Annotated in this window: 16 protein-coding genes; 8 read left to right on the forward strand and 8 right to left on the reverse strand. The window is 73.1% G+C overall.

Translation table 11 applies throughout. The features are described from left to right. Nucleotides 1-22: 22 nt before the first annotated feature. Entirely contained in the window at nt 23-724 is a 702-nt protein-coding gene (locus J2W20_RS02400; protein ID WP_307004226.1) for a sigma-70 family RNA polymerase sigma factor, read from the reverse strand. Further along, nucleotides 721-942, reverse strand: coding sequence for a hypothetical protein (locus J2W20_RS02405; protein ID WP_307004228.1), 222 nt, complete (start codon nt 940-942; stop codon nt 721-723). Before J2W20_RS02405 ends, J2W20_RS02400 begins: the two co-directional genes overlap by 4 nt. 150 nt (nt 943-1092) lie before the next feature. Between J2W20_RS02405 and J2W20_RS02410 the strand changes: the two genes are divergently transcribed. The 4 genes from J2W20_RS02410 to J2W20_RS02425 all read left to right on the forward strand — a co-directional run bounded on the left by J2W20_RS02410 (nt 1093) and on the right by J2W20_RS02425 (nt 4785). Further along, nucleotides 1093-1599: a MarR family winged helix-turn-helix transcriptional regulator gene (locus J2W20_RS02410; protein WP_307004230.1), complete on the forward strand. Its 507-nt coding sequence runs from the start codon at nt 1093-1095 to the stop codon at nt 1597-1599. A gap of 225 nt (nt 1600-1824) precedes the next feature. Then, entirely contained in the window at nt 1825-3471 is a 1647-nt protein-coding gene (locus J2W20_RS02415; protein WP_307004232.1) for a GAF domain-containing sensor histidine kinase, read from the forward strand. A gap of 90 nt (nt 3472-3561) precedes the next feature. Next, nucleotides 3562-3954, forward strand: coding sequence for a VOC family protein (locus tag J2W20_RS02420; RefSeq protein ID WP_307004234.1), 393 nt, complete (start codon nt 3562-3564; stop codon nt 3952-3954). An 81-nt stretch (nt 3955-4035) separates the two neighbouring features. Continuing rightward, complete coding sequence (locus J2W20_RS02425; protein ID WP_307004237.1) at nt 4036-4785, forward strand: alpha/beta fold hydrolase; 750 nt, start codon at nt 4036-4038, stop codon at nt 4783-4785. 10 nt (nt 4786-4795) lie between these two features. Here J2W20_RS02425 and J2W20_RS02430 read toward each other — a convergent pair whose 3' ends face one another. Continuing rightward, nucleotides 4796-6094, reverse strand: coding sequence for an alpha/beta hydrolase (locus J2W20_RS02430; protein ID WP_307004239.1), 1299 nt, complete (start codon nt 6092-6094; stop codon nt 4796-4798). 173 nt (nt 6095-6267) lie between these two features. Here J2W20_RS02430 and J2W20_RS02435 point away from each other — a divergent pair, with 173 nt between their 5' ends. The 4 genes from J2W20_RS02435 to J2W20_RS02450 all read left to right on the forward strand — a co-directional run bounded on the left by J2W20_RS02435 (nt 6268) and on the right by J2W20_RS02450 (nt 12695). After that, nucleotides 6268-8820 carry a bifunctional lysylphosphatidylglycerol flippase/synthetase MprF gene (locus J2W20_RS02435; protein WP_307004241.1) on the forward strand — a complete coding sequence of 851 codons (2553 nt, stop codon included), beginning with the start codon at nt 6268-6270 and terminating at the stop codon, nt 8818-8820. Between the two features lie 10 nt (nt 8821-8830). Then, the gene (locus tag J2W20_RS02440; protein WP_307004243.1) at nt 8831-9232 is read left to right on the forward strand and encodes a VOC family protein; all 402 of its coding nucleotides are present in this window, start codon (nt 8831-8833) and stop codon (nt 9230-9232) included. An 8-nt stretch (nt 9233-9240) separates the two neighbouring features. Then, nucleotides 9241-11718: a PEP/pyruvate-binding domain-containing protein gene (locus tag J2W20_RS02445; RefSeq protein WP_307004245.1), complete on the forward strand. Its 2478-nt coding sequence runs from the start codon at nt 9241-9243 to the stop codon at nt 11716-11718. A gap of 239 nt (nt 11719-11957) precedes the next feature. After that, the gene (locus J2W20_RS02450) at nt 11958-12695 is read left to right on the forward strand and encodes an ANTAR domain-containing protein (RefSeq protein ID WP_307004247.1); all 738 of its coding nucleotides are present in this window, start codon (nt 11958-11960) and stop codon (nt 12693-12695) included. 84 nt (nt 12696-12779) lie between these two features. Here J2W20_RS02450 and J2W20_RS02455 read toward each other — a convergent pair whose 3' ends face one another. From J2W20_RS02455 to J2W20_RS02475, 5 genes are all read right to left on the reverse strand, one after another. Continuing rightward, nucleotides 12780-13262, reverse strand: a complete 483-nt coding sequence (locus tag J2W20_RS02455; protein ID WP_307004248.1) for a nuclease-related domain-containing protein — start codon at nt 13260-13262, stop codon at nt 12780-12782. 90 nt (nt 13263-13352) lie between these two features. After that, complete coding sequence (locus J2W20_RS02460; RefSeq protein WP_307004250.1) at nt 13353-14015, reverse strand: NADPH-dependent F420 reductase; 663 nt, start codon at nt 14013-14015, stop codon at nt 13353-13355. A gap of 137 nt (nt 14016-14152) precedes the next feature. Next, entirely contained in the window at nt 14153-15343 is a 1191-nt protein-coding gene (locus J2W20_RS02465; RefSeq protein ID WP_307004252.1) for a glycoside hydrolase family 26 protein, read from the reverse strand. A 1-nt stretch (nt 15344) separates the two neighbouring features. Continuing rightward, nucleotides 15345-15683: a hypothetical protein gene (locus J2W20_RS02470; RefSeq protein WP_307004254.1), complete on the reverse strand. Its 339-nt coding sequence runs from the start codon at nt 15681-15683 to the stop codon at nt 15345-15347. Between the two features lie 3 nt (nt 15684-15686). After that, nucleotides 15687-17054, reverse strand: a complete 1368-nt coding sequence (locus J2W20_RS02475; RefSeq protein ID WP_307004256.1) for a glycosyltransferase family 2 protein — start codon at nt 17052-17054, stop codon at nt 15687-15689. Between the last annotated feature and the right edge of the window lie 9 nt (nt 17055-17063).

The following is a 17063-nucleotide window of genomic DNA, read 5'->3' on the forward strand; positions in this document are numbered from 1 at the left end:
GCGGGGCGCCTGTGACACATCTTCAGGCGGCGTCCCCGCTGAGGGCCTCCTCGGCGGCCCGGCGCCACACTCGGTCGAGGATCCGGCGCAGGAGCCGGGAGACCTGCATCTGGCTGACCCCGATCACTTTGGCGATCTCGCTCTGGCTCATCTCGTCCACGAAGCGCAGCACGAGGAGGCGCCGCTCCTCGTCGCTGAGGACCGCGAGCAGGCCGCGCAGCTCCTCGCGCGTCTCGACCTGCTCGTAGCCCTCCTCGACCGCGGAGAGGACCGACCAGGCGTGGACCGGCTGGCCGTCGTCCGGGTCCGTGGGCTGGATCGGCACGGCGGCGAGGGCGGCGTTGGCGGTCTGGGCCTCGGCGACCCGCTCGGCGCTGGCACCGGTCTCGCGGGCCAGCTCCTGTGCGGTGGGCTCGTGGCCGAGCTCCTGCGAGAGCCGGCGGCGGGCGGCGTTGACCTCGAGGCGCAGCTCCTGCACCTGGCGCGGGGGGCGCACGGCCCAGGAGGTGTCCCGGACGTGGTGCTTGATGACGCCGGTGATGGTGGGCACCGCGAAGGCGGCGAACCCGCTGCCGTGGCTCTCCTCGTACCGGTTGGCGGCCATGACGAGCCCCATGCGGGCCACCTGCCGGATGTCCTCGGGGTCGTGGCCTGGGTAGCGGTGGCGGGCCGCGACGGCGTCGGCCACGGAGAGGTGCTCGAGCACGAGGCGGGCCGGGGTCACGGGGCCACCGCCCGCGCGTCGTGCGGTCCGGCGAACGGGAGCGGCACGAGGCCGGCGTCGAGGCGGAAGCCGCAGCGGCAGCCCCACTCGAGCGGGGTCCCCTCCCCATGCATCGGGGAGGCGCCGGCCGAGGGAGCGAGCCGCATGGGCTCCTGGCAGTGGACGGGGGCGCCGGACGGGTTGGCCGTCTCAGCGGGGGCAATCGGATCGAGCAGCATGCCGGTCTCCTTTGGAAGCTAGGCTCGTTGATTAGTAGCTAGCCTAGCTAGTTATATGCCATGACATGCTTCACGTCGAGCCGGCGGGGAAAGCGGAGATTGAGGTTATGATGAATTGCTAGATCGTCTAGCTATCGGAGGAGGGTTGGCATGCAGACGCGCCACGCCGCGGGCTATTGGTACGAGCAGGACACGGCGCAGAAGGCGCGGGCAGTCCGCGTGCTCAACGCGCTGCGCGACTACAAGGCCGCCGAATCCGCGATGCGCCGCCGCACCCGCGACTCGATGTCCATGGGCGAGACGGACCTCCTAGCCCTCCGCTACCTCCTCGAGGCGGACTCCCGCGGGCAGCAGCTCAGCCCCAAGGACCTAGCGGTGCGCCTGGGCATCACCTCCGCCTCGATGACGAGCCTCATCGACCGTCTGGTCCGCAGCGGCCACGTGCGCCGCGAGCCCCACCCCACGGACCGCCGAGCCCTCGTGCTCCGGCCCACCCCGGGCTCGGACGAGGAGGTCCGCAAGACGCTCGGCGCGATGCACGAGCGGATGATCGCCGCCGCCGGCGCCCTGAGCGAGGACGAGGCGGAGACGGTGATCGGCTTCCTCGAGGGCATCCGGTCCGCCGTGGACCAGATCGAGCCCGCCAAGCACGCCTGACGCGGGGGACGCCGGCGCACGACGCCGGCCCGTCGCCGTGCGACCGCCCCTCGCCTCCCGCGGTGGCCGCGGCCCCGCCCGGAAAGCATTGTGACGGGACGGCTGGCGTAGCGGCAGTGCGTCGACCAGACTCAGGGGTGCGGCCCGGACTGGACAGTCTGGGGCCGTCCGGGTCAAGCAGCGCGCCCTGTCTGAGCTTTCCGACATGTCGAGGAGGATGCGTCGATGCCCCAGCGATGGCCGCGGAAGGCCCAAGAGCTGCTGAGCGACTTCATCGAGCGCGCCCAGGAGCTGCTGCGGGTCCAGGGCCACATGAACAACCTCATGGGCGCGATCGTGTCGATGACGGAGGACCTGAGCCTGCCGTACGTGCTCGAGAGCGTGGCGCAGTCCGCGGCGGACATCGTGGGGGCGCGCTCGGCGGCGATCGGCGTGATCGATGACAAGGGCCTGCTCAGCGACTTCATCACCGTAGGCCCCGACGAGGACGCCGCGCGCCTGATCGGGCACGGCGCGCTGGGCGAGCCGGTCGAAGACGCCGAGCTGCCGCGGCTGCGGGACCTGGGGCGGCACCCGCTCGCGGACGGCATGTCCGAGGACGGCCCGCCGCTGCGCTTCCTCGGCGTCCCGATCAGGATGCGGGACTCGGCGCTCGGGAACCTGTACCTCATCGAGAAGGAGGACGGGGAGGAGTTCACCGACGAGGACGAGGAGCTGGCGTCCACCCTCGCGGCCGCGGCCGGCGTCGCGATCCAGAACGCGCGCCTCTACGAGGAGAGCCGTCGGAGCCAGCGCTGGCTGGAGGCAGGCATCGAGACCTCCGAGTCCCTCATGATGGAGAACTCCCCCAGCTCCACGGACGACCTCGCCCTCGTCGCCGAGCATGCCCTCGCAGCCTCCGACTGCCTCCTCGCCGTCGTCGCCCGTTCCGAAGATGGAGCCCTCGAGGTCCGGGCCGCCGTCGGAGCCGTGGCCCTGGCGGCCGGGGAGGGCCTCCGCTTCTCCGAGAGCCTCCGCGCGGCGGCGGAAGAGGGCCGGCCCGCGGTCCTGCGGGAGCCGGAGGAGGTCTTCGGCCCCGGTGCCGCGGAGAAGCTCGGGCAGGTCCTGGCGATCCCGCTGGGCCGCCGCTCGGCCGAGGAGAACCTGCTGCTCCTGCTCGCTCACCAGGCAGGCGGGAGGGCCTTCTCGCAGGCGGACCACCACTACGGGGCGGCCTTCGGCTCCCACGTGGGGCTGGCCCTCGAGCTGAACGTCGCCCACCGCCAGCGCGAGGAGGCGCTGCTCTCGGTCGACCGGGACCGGATCGCCCAGGACCTGCACGACCTGGTCATCCAGCGGCTGTTCGCGGCGGGCCTGAGCGTGCAGAGCCTGCGCCACTTCACCACGGGCCCCGCGGCCGAGGCCCGCATCGACCGGCTGACCGAGGAGCTGGACGACAGCATCCGCGAGCTCCGCTCCACGATCTACTCGCTCCAGGCGCAGCACACCGGCCGGGAGGACCTCGGCCAGGCGCTGTTCAAAGCCGTCCACGAGCCCCTCCGGGACAGCTCCATGACCCCGACCGTCAACGTCGAGGGCCGCCTGAGCACCCTCCCCTCCCCCATTGCGCGGCAGGTGCTGGCCGTGGTGACCGAAGCGGTGAGCAACGCCGCGAAGCACTCCGGCGGCGAGCACGTCACCGTGGCGATCACGGTGGCCGACGCCGGGGTGAGGGTGGTGGTCGAGGACGACGGGCAGGGCTTCGACAGCCCGGAGCGGACCAGCGGACTCGCCAACATCCGCCGCAGGGCAGCCTCCTTGGGCGGCACCAGCAGCATCGAGAGCGCCCGCGGCCGCGGAACGAGGGTCATCTGGAGCACCATGCCCCACTAGCGTCCTGACCGGGATGCGGCCGCGGGGACGTGGTGAAGTACGCCCTCGTGGCGGGGCCGTCCGACGGCGGGTGAGGCTACGGTTGGCTCCATGGAGATGCGCCTCGAAGTCGTGCAGGTACCGGTGGCGGACGTGGAGCGGGCCAAGGCGTTCTACACGGAGAAGCTGGGCTTCGTCCTCGACCACGATGTGGAGCACATCCCGGGGATGCGGGTCGTGCAGCTGACGCCGCCCGGCTCGGCGGCCTCGATCGTGATCGGCACGGGCCTGACCGGCATGGCCCCGGGCTGCCTCGAGGGCCTGCAGCTCGTGGTGCCGGACCTGCCCGCCGTCCGCGAGGAGCTCCTCCGGCGCGGGGCGGAGGTCAGCGAGGCCCAGGACCTGGGCGGGGTGCTGTTCGCCCACGTGGCCGATCCGGACGGCAACCGCTGGGTCCTCCAGGGCGCCACGCCGCCCGCGGTGAAGGCCGCACATCTGGGGTGATTCCGGCCCGGGGCCGGGCTGGGCGCGTCCCCCAGCCGGGGCCTGTACTATGACGGGGCCCTGATCCGAGAAGGAGTGCCCGTGCCCAAGCCGTTCGGCGAGCTGTTCGAATTCGCCGGCCCCGGCGCCTTCCGCATCCGCGGCGCGGGCAAGGGCCCCGGCGAGTTCGTCCTGGTCCACGGCATCGGCGCCTCCGCCGCCTACTTCCGGCCGCTGGCGGAGCGGCTCTCCGCCGCCGGCAGGGTCCACGTGATCGAGCTGCCCGGCCACGGCAAGAAGCTCGAGCCCAAGCGGCCCCTGTCCATGGGCGAGTTCGCCCGCGCCACGTGGAGGGTCCTCGAGAGCGTGTGCGGCGAGAGCCCCATGCTCGTGGGCCACTCGATGGGCACCCAGGTGGTCGTGGAGATGGCGCTCCAGCGGCCCAGCGTCAGCAGGGCAGCCCTCCTGGCCCCCACCGTCAACGAACGCGAGCGCACGGTCCCCCGCCAGGCGCTGCGCCTCCTGCAGGACGGGCTCATCGAGCCGTGGGGCCTCAAGGCGATCCTCGCCCGGGACTACGCCCTCTGCGGCCCGCGGTGGTGGGCCCTGACCCTGGGAGAGATGATGGACCACCGCATGGAGGAGCGCATCCGCCACGTCGAGGCGGACCTGCTCCTCATCGCCGGCGAGAAGGACCCCACTTCCCCGCCCTCGTGGTCGCGCCTGCTCGAGCACGCCGCCCCGCGCGCCCGCACCGCAGTGATCAAGGGCGCCCCGCACTCGCTCATGTACCGGGATGCCGACGAGGTGGCCCGCCTGCTGCTCGAGCACGCGGGCGCAGCGGTCCGGTAGGCGACCGGCGTCAGGGCGCGAGCGCGAGTCGGCCGCTGAGCCAGTCGAGGGCCGGGCCCAGCGCGGCGGCGGGCACCCTCCACGAATGGCCCACGGCGGGGATCCCCTCTGCCCGGACCGTCATCCCCGCATGGGCCGCCGCTGAGGCTACGGTGTGCATGCACGCCGTGAACTCGGCATCCTCGGCGCCCGCGGCGAAGTAGGCCCAGGAGTGGTGGTAGTGCCGCTTCTTGAACTGGTGGAGGGGCGTGAGGGCCTCGAAGGCCGCGGTGTCCCCGCCGAAGGACTGCTGGATGGTGGCGGCCCGGCTGCGGCCGAGGGCGGGCTCGGCCTCCCCGCTGAAGACGAGGGCATTGCGGAAGGTGCCCGGGTGGAGGGCTGCCATCTGCATGGCGCACGTGCCGCCGAAGGAGAAGCCTCCGATCGCCCACCTGGTGTGGTCGGTCGCGGGATCGAGCGTGGCGGCGATCCAGGCGGGCACGTCGGTGGCGAGGTAGGTGTCGGCGCGGGCGATGCGCGAGTCCATGCACATGGTGTTGGCCGTGAGCGCGCCGTTGGGGTCGACGACCACCGTGATGGGGGCCAGGCCCCGGTGCGCCGCCGCGAAGGCGTCGAGCACGTGCTCGAGGCGGCCTGCGGTGAGCCAGTCGGCCGGCGACCCCGGCTGGCCGGCCACCAGGACGAGGACGGGCAGCGCCGGGTGCCGCCGGACGGCGTGCGCCGGCGGGAGGTAGACGTAGGCGCGGCGCGCGGTGAAGCCGGAGGCCGTGCCCGGGATGCGGGCAGACCGCACCTGCCCGTGGTCGGGCATGTCCGCCGGCGGCGCCCAGCTGGACAGGGGCACGGGCTGCGGCGCGGCGGCACGGGCGTCCCCGGAGGCGGCGGTCAGGGGGGCGATGTCGGCCGTACTTGCCCCGGCGAGGTCCCCCACGGTGCGGTAGAAGCCGTAGTAGGCGTTGATCTGGAGCGCAGCCGCGGCCACGACGAGGACCGCGGCGACCGGGCCGAGGACGCGCCGGAGCCACCGGCCGCGGTAGATCCCGCCGGCCGCGAGGAGGAGGGCGCCGGCCGCCGCGGCGATCCAGCCCAGGACCGGCAGGGGCAGCGGGTGCGTGCTCAGGCCCGAGGACATGGCCCACTCCCCTGCTCCGTAGGCGATCCCCGCCGCGAGCGCAGCAGCGACAAGCGGGAACAGCGCGCCCCGGCGCCACCTGCCGATCAGCAGGAAGGCCGCAGCGGGAAGGGCGAGCAGGGCGGCCGTCGTCGCCAGGGGGCCCTGGACGAGGTCCAACGCAGTGAGCGGTCCCATGGCTGCCCTTCCGTCGTGGGCGCGTCGGTGGGCACGAGTGAAGCCGAAGGCACGTTGCGCGGCCGTTACCGGGACCGTTCCGCCCCCGGCGGAGGAGGGACGGTAACGCAGGGGCAACGGGGCGCCCGCTCTACTGCCCCTAGGAGTCCCGGGTCAGAGGGGAGAAGGCCGCCATGCGCCGTTCGCTCCCGCTGCCGCTGTCGCGCCTCGGATCGGCGCTGCGGGGGGCCCCGGTCACGGTGCTCCTGACCGCCGTCTTCCTGGCCGCGGGAGGAGCCCGGGCGCTGGGGTGGGTCGACGCGCACGGGATCGCCGTGACGCCGCACTCGTTCCCGGATCGGTGGTGGGCGGTGCTTGCCAGTGCCCTGTGGCCGCAGACCGTGCCTGTGGTCCTCCTCGGCGCAGTGCTCCTGCTGGCCGCCGGCGCCCTCGCCGAGCGTCGTCTGGGGCCGCGGCGCTTCGCAGCCGCCGCCCTCGGCACCCATGTGGCGGCGGTGCTCGCCGGCGCAGCCCTGGCCCACGGGCTGCGGGCCGCCGGCGGAGCCTGGTCCTCGCAGCTGCTCAGGCACTCCTTCGCGGGCCCCAGCGCGATGGCGCTCGGAGCGCTGATGGCCGCCACCGCGGGCATGGGGCCGCTGTGGCGGCGCAGGATCCGGCTGGCGGTGCTGGTGCTCACGGCTCTGCTCCTGCTCTACGGCGGCTCCCTGGCAGACCTCATCAGGTTCCTCGCCGCCGTTGCCGGGCTGGTCCTCGGACCGGCCCTGCACCGTCGCAGGCCCCGGCTGTGGCCTGCGGCGGTCTCGCGCCGGGAGTCGCGCACCCTGATCGCGGTCGCGGTGGGCGCTGCCGCGGTCGGCCCGGTCATCGCCGGGATGCAGCCGCATGCCGCCGGCCCGCTCGCGGTCCTGCACCTGGTGTTCACCGGGCTCCAGCCGGTGGACCCGGACGCGGTGCAGGCCCTGTGCTCGGATCCCGCCGCGGCCAGACGCTGCGCCGCGGCCCTCCTGCAGCAGCGCGCGGGCGCCGGGGCGGTGTTCATGGCCGTGCTGCCCACCGTCCTGCTGCTCCTCCTCGCCGAGGGGATCCGCCGCGGCCGGCGCGCGGCCTGGGCCGTGGCCCTGGCCGTCGAGTGCGCCCTGGCCGCCGTCGCAGTCGTGGACATCGTCGCCGCCCTGGCGCCTGCCGGTTCGGGCAGCGCTGCGGCGCAGGGCCTCGGCGCGGTGCACGTGGGGACGTTCCGCAACAAGCTCGCCCTGGTGCTGCCCCTGCTCACCCCCGCCGCCCTCGCCGGGCTCCTCGTGGCGACGCGGGCCCAGTTCGCGGTCCGTGCGCCGCGCGGGACCTACCGGAGGCTCGCCGCCCGGCTCGCCGGGACCGCAGCAGCCCTGGCTCTGCTCTACGTCGGCGCCGGCCTGGCCCTGGCCAGCGACTTCTCCGACCCGCCGCGGCCGCTTGATCTCCTGGCGGACCTGCCCGACCGGTTCCTCCCGCTGGGCTACCTCACGGACACCCCGCCGGCGTTCGTCCCCGAGACCCTCCCGGCCACGGTGCTCTACGAGGGAGTCGGGATCCTCTTCTGGGCCACCGCCGGCGCGCTCGCCCTGGGCACCTTCCTCAGGTCCGCCGTCCGCGCCCCGGCCGGCGACCGGGAGCGCGCCGCCCTCCTGCTGGCGGCGGCCGGCGGGACGTGCAGCCTGCAGTGGATGACCACGTGGGCCGGGAACCGGTACTGGTTCACCTCGGACGGGACCGGGTACATCGCCTACCGCCCCTACGCCGGTGTTGCCCTCGCCCTCGGCCCTCCGGTGTGCCCGGCCGGGAAGGAGCAGGAGGAGCTCGCGGCCTTCGCGGTGTACGCCGCGGCCAACGGCTGGACGCCCTGCCTCTACGCGGTCCCGGAGCACACCAGGGGCACTGCCGCCGCCCTGGGCTGGGCCACGGTGCAGATCGCCGAGGACGCGGTCCTGGACCTGGACGCCCTCGACTTCACCGGCCGGAGGCACCAGAACACCCGCACCGCCCTGAACCGTGCCCACCGCGAGGGCATCCGCGCCCACTGGACCACCTACGCGGACGCCACCCCGGACGAGCGCGAGCAGATCGAGGCGATCTCCGCCGCATGGATCGCGGAGAAGGGCCTGCCCGAGATGGGGTTCACCCTCGGTGGCGCCGAGGAGATGAAGGATCCCGCCGTCCGCCTCCTGCTCGCCCTCGACGCCGCCGGCACGGTCCACGCCGTCTCCTCCTGGCTGCCCATCCACGCCGGCGGGACGGTCACCGGCTGGACCTTGGACCTCATGCGCCGCCGCAGCACCGGCTTCCGGCCCGCCATCGAGTTCCTCATCGCCTCCGCGGCGCTGGACCTGAAGGAGCAGGGCTTCCACACCCTCAGCCTCTCCGGCGCGCCGCTGGCCCGCAGCGGCACCGTCCCCGCACCGGGCTCCGCCCTCGACGGCGTGCTCCGCTGGCTCGGGAGCCTCCTCGAGCCTGCCTACGGCTTCCGCACGCTGCACGCCTTCAAGGCCAGATTCCACCCGCGCTGGGAAGCCCTGCACCTGGCCTACCCGGACCCCGCGGCGCTGCCGGCCATCGCGACCGCGCTCACCCACGCCTACCTGCCCCACCCGAGTCCGGCCCAGCAGCTCGGCCTCGCGCGCCGCCTCGCCGCGGGCCTCCTCCGCCGCCCCGCCGCGCCGGGGCTGTCCCGCCGGCCGCGCGGGGCCTAGCCTGTGGCATATGTCTGCACCTCCCGTGCCCTACGTCCTGTTCCCGGGCAACGCCCGCGAGGCCCTCGGCTTCTACCACGGCGTCTTCGGCGGGGACCTCGCGCTCTACACGCGCGCGCAGTTCGGACGCACCGATGGGCCCGGGGACGCGATCGCCCACGGCGAGCTGACGGGCGTCGTCCACCTCCGCGGTGCCGACGCCGATGCGGGGGTCCCGGGTGTGCGGACCGAGGGGCTCATGCTCTCGCTCCTCGGGACGGCGGACGAGCCGACGCTGCGGGCCTGGTTCGACGGCCTGGCCGACGGTGGATGCGTGGTCGAGGCGCTGGAGGAGCGGCCGTGGGGCGCCTCGGACGGGCAGGTCGTGGACCGGTTCGGGCTCCACTGGCTGATCGGCTTCGAGCCCGCGTAGGGGGACCCGTGGCGTGGGTGCTGCCGCTCGGCGACGCGGCCGCCGACCTCGCGGCGGCCGGCGGGAAGGGCGCCTCGCTGGCCCGGATGGTCAGGGCCGGGCTCCCGGTGCCGAGCGGCTTCTGCGTGACCACGGCGGCGTACCGGGCGTTCGTCGCCGGGTTCCGCGACCAGATCGACCCCCGAGACCCCGGCCGCACGGCCGCGCTGTTCGCCGGGCACGGGCTGCCCGCCGGGCTCGCCGACGAGATCCTGGCCGCCTACGCCGGGCTCGGGGAGGACGTCCCGGTCGCCGTGCGCTCCTCCGCCACCGCCGAGGACCTCCCGGGGATGTCCTTCGCCGGGCAGCAGGACTCCTACCTCAACGTCCGCGGCAGCGGCCTGCTCGAGGCGGTGCGGCGCTGCTGGGCCTCCCTGTGGAACCCGCGCGCGGTCGCCTACCGGGACCAGCACGGGGTGCCGCACGAGTCGGCGGCACTGGCCGTCGTGGTGCAGGAGCTCGTCGACGCCGACGCGTCCGGGGTCCTGTTCACCGCGGACCCGGTGACCGGCAGCCAGGACGAGACGGTCATCAACGCCTCGTGGGGGCTGGGCGAGTCCGTGGTCGGCGGGCGCGTGATCCCGGATAGCGTCGTCGTCCGCCGCGGCGCCGTGGCGAGCACCACCGTGGGCGACAAGGCGGTCATGACCGTCCGCACCGCGGACGGGACCGAGGAGCGGCCCGTGCCCGGGGAGCGCCGCCGCGAGCCCGTCCTCGCTCCCGCGGAGGCGCTCGAGCTGGCCGCGCTCGGCGCGCGGGTGCGGGACCTGTACGGGGTGCCGATGGACATCGAGTGGGCTCGGCGCCGGGGGCGGTTCGCCATTGTGCAGGCGCGGCCGATCACCGTGCTCGGACCGGAGCTCGGGGAATGGAACGACACCGCCAAGGGCGTGTACCTGTGGACCAGCGGGAACCTCGGGGAGGCCATCCCGGACGTGATGACCCCGATCACGTGGTCCTTCGTGAAGCTGTTCATCCACGAGGCCATGTCCGCCTCGGCCATCCCCGGCTTCGACCTCGTGGGCAACATCGGCGGCCGCTTCTACCTCAACCTCACCCCCATCTACTCCATGGTCAGGTCCCTCCACGTGAAGGGCTGGGCCAGCACTGTCGCCAACGTGTTCGGCCGCATCCCGCAGGGCCTCGACGTGCCGACCGTGAAGGTCCTCGACTGGCCCACGCTCAAGCGCATGGTGCCCGGGGCGGTCCAGGTGCGGCGGCGCGCCCGGGCGAACCTGGCCCAGATGCGCCCGTTCCTGGCCGAGTCCCGCGGCCGCTGCGCCGACCTCCGCGCCCGCATCGCGGCCGCCGGCTCGCCCGCGGAGCTCGCGGCGCTCTACCGGCAGGAGATCGGGCCGCTCTTCGTCACGGCCGCCCGCATGCTCGAGGCCGCGGGCCGGCAGGGCGGCGGGACGCTGCTGTACACCCGGGAGAAGCTGCGCAGGCTCATGGGCAGCACCGACGCCGAGGCGATGCTCACCGGGGTGAACGACGAGGGCGGGCTGGCCAGCCTCGGCCTGCTGGTGGGCCTGAGCCGGCTGGCCCGCGGCGAGATCACCCGGGACGGGTTCGCCCGCGAGTACGGCCACCGCGGCCCGCACGAGTGCGAGCTCTCCGCGCCGCGGCCCGGCGAGGACCCCGGCTGGATCGATGCCCAGCTCGCCGGCCTCCACGACCTCCAGCTCGGCACGGAGGCCCTGCTCGCCCGCCAGCGGCAGGCCCGGGAGGCGGCCTGGGGACGCTTCGCCGCCCGCTACCCGCGCCGGGAGGCCGCGATGCGCGAGCAGGTGCGCCGTTGGAACGGGATTGTCCGCGACCGCCAGGACACGCGCTCGGAGTCGGTGCGGACGTTCTGGGTGGTGCGCGAGTTCGTGCTGCGCGCCGGCGAGCTCACCGGCCGCGACGACCTCTGGTACCTCTACCTCGAGGAGCTGCTCGACGTGCTCGAGGGGAGGCCGGCGGCGCTCGCGCGGGTGCCCGCCCGGCGCGCCGCCTACCACCGGTACGCCGCGCTGCCGACCTACCCCAGGCTGATCGTGGGCCGGTTCGACCCGGTGCGCTGGGCCGCGGACCCGCACCGGCGCACCGACCTCTACGACTCCCGCGGCGCCACCGTGCCCGTCGAGGAGGCCGTCACCGGCTTCCCGGGCGCGCCCGGCGTGGTGGAGGGCACCGCCCGGGTGATCGCACGGCCCGAGGACGGCGCCCGGCTCAACGCCGGCGAGATCCTCGTGACCACCCTGACCAACGTGGGCTGGACGCCCCTGTTCCCGCGCGCCGCCGCCGTGGTCACCGACCTTGGGGCGCCGCTCTCGCACGCCTCGATCGTGGCCCGCGAGCTCGGCATCCCGGCCGTGGTCGGCACCGGCAACGCGACCATGCTGATTCACGACGGCGACCGCCTCCGCGTCGACGGCGAGCGCGGCACCGTCGAGGTGCTGCAGTAACGAGGGCAGCTCCCGGAGGCCGAAATCCTCTGGCCGGAGCCCTGGGCGAGCCCTAACGTCGTAAGTGTGCTGGCCTGCCGCCTTGAAGGGATGGGAAGCCGGCATGCGGCACCCCGTCCTGGTTCCCCCCACCACCGGCGGGGTGTCCGCTTGAGTACCGCCCTCCGTGCCCCGCCTTGACGCCCGGCCGCCGGCGAATATCATGCAGTCAATATGCGGGTTAAGGGCAACGGGGGGCAATGAGGACGTACAGGGTCGGCCCTCCGGAGCGGGTGGACTTCCTTGACCTGCTGATCACGAGCGACACCCTGCCCGGCTTCCTCGGGGGAGCAGCCGAGGTAGCCGCCGCACGCCTCTCGGCCGAGGGAGAGCCGGTCCACTGCGGCATCCTGGTGGTGCGGGAGCGGGCCAAGGACCTCTTCGCTGGCAGCGTCGAGGGGGTGATGGCGCTGGACGAGGCCCAGGCCTGGACCGCCGGCGGACCGTGCAGAGAGGCGGCGCTCCGCGAAGAACGGGTCCGCGTCGGCGGCCCTCCTCTCCGCGACGAAGACGCCGACTATCTGGCGCGCATGACCGCCGCGGGCTTCCGCTGCACCCTCGCCGTGCCCATCCCCCTGCCGGCGCCGCTCGGAGCCGCCGCCGCACTCGGTGCCTACACGGCGGAACCGGACGCCCTCACCGGCGCCCGCGCGGGCGCGGTCGCACGCGTGGCCGGCAAAATCTCCCGCCCGCTGGCACTGGCGCTTCGGCTCGCCGAGGCGTGGGACCGGGCAGCAGACCTGGCCGCCGCCATGGAGTCACGCACAGCGATCGACCTCGCCGCCGGGGTCATCATGGCCCAGTCCCGCTGCACCCAGTCCCAGGCCGTCGACCTGCTCAAGAGCGCCTCCATCAGCCGCAACACCAAGCTCCGCGACGTCGCCGAGCAGATCGTCTGCCGCTTCGACCCTGCAGGGCCCACCACCGCCTTCAACTAGGCAGCGCCGGCGCTCCAGTGCCTGAGGCGGAAGCCCAGCTCAATGCCGCGGTGGGCTGGGTGCCGATATTCCCGCCTTCCGCTGTCACGCGGGCTTGAAGACCTTGGCGACGGCGTCACGCACCCGGGCGACGTCGACCCCGCCGGCGGTCTCCTGCGCGAGCAGCTTGGTAAACCGCTTCGGTGAGATGACGTGGATGCCGCGGGTCGAGAAGAAGCCCCCGATCAGCGGCCAGTCGGCCTCGACGAAGCAGAGCGCGCCGGTGATGGGCAGGCCAGGGACGTGGGTGCGCAGGACCTGGATCTGCTTGAGGACCCCGTCCACGAGCTTCGTGCAGTCGCGGCGGCCCACGACGAGCGTCTCGGTGCGCGGCCGCAGGAGGCCGCCCTCGACCTTGAGCTCGGGGCGGCCCTTGTAGCGCTTGGCGTCGATCACCCAGATCCCGCTGGGGGTGACCGCGATGTGGTCGATGTTGGCCGTCGAGCGCGGGATGCGCCGGTCTCCCAGGCCTTGGTGCTCTGCCGCTCGTCGGAGAGGGCGACGGCGAGGCCGCCGAGCCGGCCCCACTTCGCGCGGAGCCGCTGCTCGTCCCTCGCCTTGCGGCGCTCGTACTCGCGACGGGCCGACGCGCCGGCCGTTCCGGGCTCGAGTCAACTTTCAGCGGACGATCTTGAAGTTGAACGCCGGCCCGCCCAGGGCACCCCAGAGCCGCAGCCACACCGGGAGCATCATCTCGGTGCCGCGGGCAGCCGTGATGTCGCCGAGGTCGATCACGTCGCGGTGGCCCAGCTCGGCCAGGAGGCCCGTGACGGTGGCCTTGGCGTCATCGTCGTTGCCGGCCACGAAGACGGTGCCGGGGTCGGGCAGCTGCTCCGGGTGGGCCATGAGCATGGCGTTGACGGTGTTGAGGGTCTTCACCACCCGGGCCTTGGGGTAGGCGCGCTGGATCTGCTCGCCGAGCGAGTCGGTGTCCTTGACGAACAGGGTGGGCGGCATGCCGTGGCTGAAGTCGAGGGGGTTGGCCACGTCGACGAGGACCTTGCCTGCGAGCTGGTGCGCCCCGGCGAGCTCTAGGACCTCGAGCGAGGCGGCTCCGTTGCTGGCGTTGACCACCAGCTCGGCGGCGGCAGCGGCGTCGTCGAACGCGGCGACGCCGACGGCGCGGTTGCGCGCCGCCCAGTCGCCGAACTCGCCTTCGCCGGCGCGGGCGAGCGTGGCCCGCGGGTCCCGGGTGCCGATGGCGACGGTGTGGCCGAGCTCGGCGAGGCGCGCGGCGAGGGTGCGCCCCACGATGCCGGTGCCGAGAACTGCGATGTCCATGGTGGTCCTCCCGGGAGACGTGTGGGGGCTGTGGAAGGGTCGGGGCTTAAGCTGACCTGCGCGCTGCCGTCTGCGTCAAGGACTGTGCCGGTGACGAGCGCAGCGGCCGCCTGAGCGCGGGCCTCGCGGGTGCCGCACTATGGCCCCGGCTTGGCGAATGCCGCGCTCGAGGCGGACTCCAGCGGCGCCATCCCGAAGCTGCTCGGCAGTGCCCTGCGGAAGGCGTCCCCGACTGGGCCCTCGCTGTTGGCCACCCAGTCCACTGTCGGAGTTCCAGGCTGGTTCTCCTGCTTGACCCACTCGAACCAGACGGCCAGTCTCAGTCGGGGGAAGCGCGCCATCAGCTGCGGGTCGAAGAGCTGGTCCCACCAGGCCTTCTTGATGCTCAGTGCCGAGGCGCCGCCCGGGCGCGAAAGGTTGTAGAAGGCGCCCGTCTCGCAGATCGCGAAGGGCTTGTTGTGCCCCTCGGCGTAGTCGGTGTAGAAGTCGGGCACCGCCGTCTCGTCGACTGAGGCGCTCCGGAAGGTGCCGGTGATCTTGCCGATGAGCTTCCCGGGCTCGGGCATCGTGTTCTTGCCCCACGGGTAGGCGGCGCCGAAGTGGTAGACGGAGAGGCCGACCCAGTCCACGGCGTCGTCTCCGGGCCAGTACGGGCTGTACGGATCGTCCTTCTGGGTGAGCCGCCCGTCCTTGTCGGTGTCCAGCGCCGCGAAGTCGGCAGTCCCGGGTTCAGCCTCGTAGTCTCCGCCGTCAAAGGGGTAGCCGCCGCCCTCATTCGGCGCCCACACCGTCCCCGACCCCGGGGAGCTGTGGACGGCGGCCGCGACCTCCCGGAACTTCTCGATGTACTGCGCCGGCTTCTGCCCCCACACGTACCACGACCCGTTCATCTCCTGGCCGAACCGGACCAAGACGGGCACGCCGAGGCTGTTCCACGTCTGGAGCGACCGCGTGAGCTCCGCCAGCGCCGGCGGGTTCACCGCACTGAGCCCGCCCCGCGGCTCGAGCGTGAGCATCAGCGACGACCGGCGCTGGGCGAGCTCGTGGGCCCGGGCGTCGAGGAAGGACAGATCCGCCGGCTGGAAGGGGAAGCCCACGTAGAACCCATAGAGCGCTGGCGCCTGGCCCAGCCGCGCCGCGTAGCCGTCCACGGTGTCACGTCCGCTGTCGAGCTGGACCCCGAAGTAGGTCTGGGGGCTGCTCGGCCGCGGCGCCGGGGCGCCCTGTCCGGGGGCGCCCTGTCCGGGTGCGGCCATCGCGATGCCCCCGGCGGCGAGGGCGAGCGCCACCATCGCCAGCCTGAGCCGGACGGGCAGGCTCAGCTGCATGCTAGTGCCTCCCTTGGGTCTTCAGAACCGTGAGGACGACCGCCAGCGCGGTTTCCACGACGATGACCGCGGCGAGCGCCAGCGCCACGCCGCCCAGCACGGCGCCGGCGCGCAGGGCGGCAACCAAGGGCAGCAGGATGTACGCGGTGACGACTGCCAGCGCTCCAAGGACCATGAGGAGCCGGCCCATCACGGCAGTGAGCCGGACCCGGGCGGCGACGGGCGCCAGCCTGTCGGCACGGACCAGGGAACCGATCCGGGCGCCGGGGGCGTCGGCTACGGGCGCAGAGGCGAGGGTCTCCGGAGAGGTCGTGGTATCGATGAGGGTCGGTGCGTTCATGGCCTAGCCTTTCCTGATCTCGGCGGCGTCCGCCTCTAGGGTCTTGGGGGTCGGGGTCCAGCTCACGTGCCGGGCCCCGCGCGCCCAGGCCAGGACGGCCCAGAGCGCTGCTGAGCTCTCGATCAGTCCCGCGACGGGGGCGGCCACGACGGCTCTGGCGATCTCCGCCCTTCGAGCGGGGCCGTCCAGGCCGGAGTCGGCGACGTTGTGCCACGCTCCGATGAAGACCGAGCCGATCCACATCATTCCGACCAGCGAGAGCCACGCACTCGCCGGCCCGGGCAGGGGCGCCTCCTGGTTCAGGTACACGGATGCGATCGTCTTGGCGAGGAACGCCGGAAGGACGGCGAAGGACAGGACGGAGACGATGCACCCCGTCGCGAAGGCCGCGATCCGATACCGCGTACCCCACAGGAGGCCGAATTTCGTGGTGGTCGAGAGCGCGCCGAACCGGCCGCTGCGCTTGAGGTCAGCGAGCCCCTGCAGCACTCCGAAGACCCAGCGGTACCGCTGCCTGAAGGCGCTGCGCACCGAGAATGGGGGCTGCTCGAGCATCACACAGCCATGCCAGCCGAAGATCTCGCCTCCGTGCTGGGTGAACGCCTTCATGCCGAAGACGTAGTCCTCTGCGATGAAGGGCTCGCCATCGAGGCAGCCGATATCCCAGCCGATGTCATTCTCCAGGGATTCCTCGATCACCAGATTGGACCCGTGGAGATGGAGGGGAGTTCCCGCCTCCATCACATGACGGCATTCGTAGCAGCCGATGGGCCGGTTGGCCTCCATAGAACGGCACAGCGGTGAAGCCTGCAGGTAATCGAGCGGATAGAAAATAGGGCCCTCGAGAATCCTGCGTGGAGTTTCGGCAAGGCACGCTATGAGCTTGCGCAGTTCCCCGGGCACCATCACGCTCTCCTCGTCGTAATGGACTATGAAAGTCCTGCCCGGCTTCCTGTTCCAGAGCGCGCGCCGCTGCTCGACCGCGTAGTGGAGCCCGCGGGCCTTCATCTGCGTGCCCGCCGGAGTCCTGTAGTCGGAGGGGACGACGAGGACGTGGACTCCGATGGGAGCGTGGGAGAAGGCCTGGAGAAGGATCTGGCGCTGGGGCTCGGAGTCCGTGACGACCTCCACCGAAAGCAGCCGGCCGTAGAACTCGGGCGCCTCGTTCGCGAGCTCGATGACGTTCTCGATGCCCCGCATGATCACCGCCGAGCTTCCCGCGGACCCACGGGTGGTGATCTGGATCTTCATGAAGGGCACCGGCAGGGAGCGGAGCCTCTCCGTGGTGACGGGCTCGACCCGGCGGTACTTCCCCGTATGGAAGAGGAAGCTTCGCCAATATGAGAGCATCCGCCAGCCGATAAACGACACGGCGGCGAA

This window comes from Sinomonas atrocyanea (genome assembly GCF_030812675.1).
Lineage (GTDB): Bacteria > Actinomycetota > Actinomycetes > Actinomycetales > Micrococcaceae > Sinomonas > Sinomonas atrocyanea_B.